The following is a 1,667-nucleotide window of genomic DNA, read 5'->3' on the forward strand; positions in this document are numbered from 1 at the left end:
CATGTGAGAGTAGGACATCGCCAGACTTTAATTATTCCTCCGCTTTATAAGCGTTGAGATGAAAAATAAACCTCAGCAGAAATGCTGAGGTTTTTCTATTTAGAACACAGAATATTATCGCCGCCTATTTGCTATTTAGCTGCCAATCGTACTCATAAGTAAGCTTCCCTTTATAGTGAGATAGATCGGGGCGATAGTGACCAAGATGTTTAAATAGTTCCTCTTCAGTACCAAAATCACTTTTAAACCAGTCATAAATCGAAGATAACTGTAGCTTATTTGTTGTTAAGTAAGCGCCTTTGTCGCTATTAATAAATTGATAGGCGGCTTGCTCTAGCAGTACATTGGTGTTGTCAGCTGTTAATGCCATTGGCTGTAGGTTTGGGCATCCTAAACTTGCACAATTTAGCACGTAGTGCGTTCTAGGATCTTGCCAAATCGGCCTAAGGATACGGTGTTCAATGTCATTGAGGGTTAGTTTCTTTCCATCGATAGTGATCACTTCCTGCTCCCAAGGACCAAAGCTAAATAAGCCACCTATCTTGGTTATCGATTTTACTGGGTAATGGTCTAAAACTATATTAACGGTAATCGCGTTATACAGGTTTACCCAATAGGCATATTGTTCATTTTTAGAGTATTGCTGAGGAGTGACAGATGAGAGTTTCTCAAGGTAGGATTCGAGCTTTTCTTTATCTTCTTTTGATATTGTCGAGTACTTAAAGAGATTGTGTTGTCCTTCGGAAACAACGTATGTATTTAGCAAATCATCCCATTCAGTATGTGTGATTGTTTGATTACTATTTTCATTACTCTTGTTCCAATGTGGCCAAAGCTCTGACTTTGGTGCAGCACTTACGCCAAAAGCTAAAGTGAGTGAAAGTAAGGTGATTATTATTTTCATGTTTTACATCCAGTTAGATTTAGTAATAAGACCTCTATTCGATGAGATTCCTTTCATAAAAAAGGCTGGTTCATGACGACCAGCCTTTGACGATATAGATTCAAGATAATTGGAATGAATTTTTCGTTATTTTAAGAAGCTTGGAATATTCGCTTCATAAGCCGAAATTTTATCTTCATGCTGCAGTGTTAAGCCGATATTATCTAAACCGTTCAGCAGGCAGTGACGACGAAATTCGTCAATTTCAAAATCGTATTCTTTTTCGTTAGCTCTGACTTTCATCGCTTCTAAATCAACTTCGACTTGAGCCCCTTCGTTGGCTTCAACAAATTGAAATATTTCATCGACTTCTTGCTCTGTTAAGCGCACGGGAACCATTTGATTATTGATTGAATTACCGTAGAAAATATCGGCAAAGCTTGGAGCAATCATGGCTTGAATTCCATAGTCAGCCAGTGCCCAAGGCGCGTGTTCACGAGATGAACCACAGCCGAAGTTTTCACGAGCTAATAGAATAGAAGCGCCTTGATAGCGTGGTGCATTCATCACAAACTCTGGGTTTGGTTGCTCACCAGCGTCATCCAAGAATCGCCAATCATGGAAAAGGTTTTTACCAAATCCTAGGCGAGAAACTCTTTGCAAAAACTGTTTTGGGATAATGGCATCAGTATCGATGTTTGCCGTATCTAAAGGAACGACTAAACCTGTATGCTGCTTGAAACCTGACATAAAACTTGCCTCCTAAAGATCGGAAGAGCGGGTC

The 1,667-nt window shown here is 39.5% G+C and carries 2 protein-coding genes; both read right to left on the minus strand.

All coding sequences use genetic code 11. From position 1 onward, the window contains the following. Positions 1-124 precede the first annotated feature (124 nt). Positions 125-904: a DUF547 domain-containing protein gene (locus tag ACP45E_RS13745; RefSeq protein ID WP_017036544.1), complete on the minus strand. Its 780-nt coding sequence runs from the start codon at positions 902-904 to the stop codon at positions 125-127. A gap of 126 nt (positions 905-1,030) precedes the next feature. Beyond that, the gene (gene leuD, locus ACP45E_RS13750) at positions 1,031-1,633 is read right to left on the minus strand and encodes a 3-isopropylmalate dehydratase small subunit (protein ID WP_017036545.1); all 603 of its coding nucleotides are present in this window, start codon (positions 1,631-1,633) and stop codon (positions 1,031-1,033) included. Between the last annotated feature and the right edge of the window lie 34 nt (positions 1,634-1,667).

The organism is Vibrio genomosp. F10 str. 9ZD137 (assembly GCF_049974785.1).
Taxonomy (GTDB): Bacteria; Pseudomonadota; Gammaproteobacteria; order Enterobacterales; family Vibrionaceae; genus Vibrio.

Excerpts from the sequence above, each read along its gene's own strand:
- ACP45E_RS13745 (WP_017036544.1), bottom strand. The coding sequence starts at position 904 with ATGAAAATAATAATCACCTTACTTTCACTCACTTTAGCTTTTGGCGTA.
- leuD (WP_017036545.1), bottom strand. The coding sequence starts at position 1,633 with ATGTCAGGTTTCAAGCAGCATACAGGTTTAGTCGTTCCTTTAGATACG.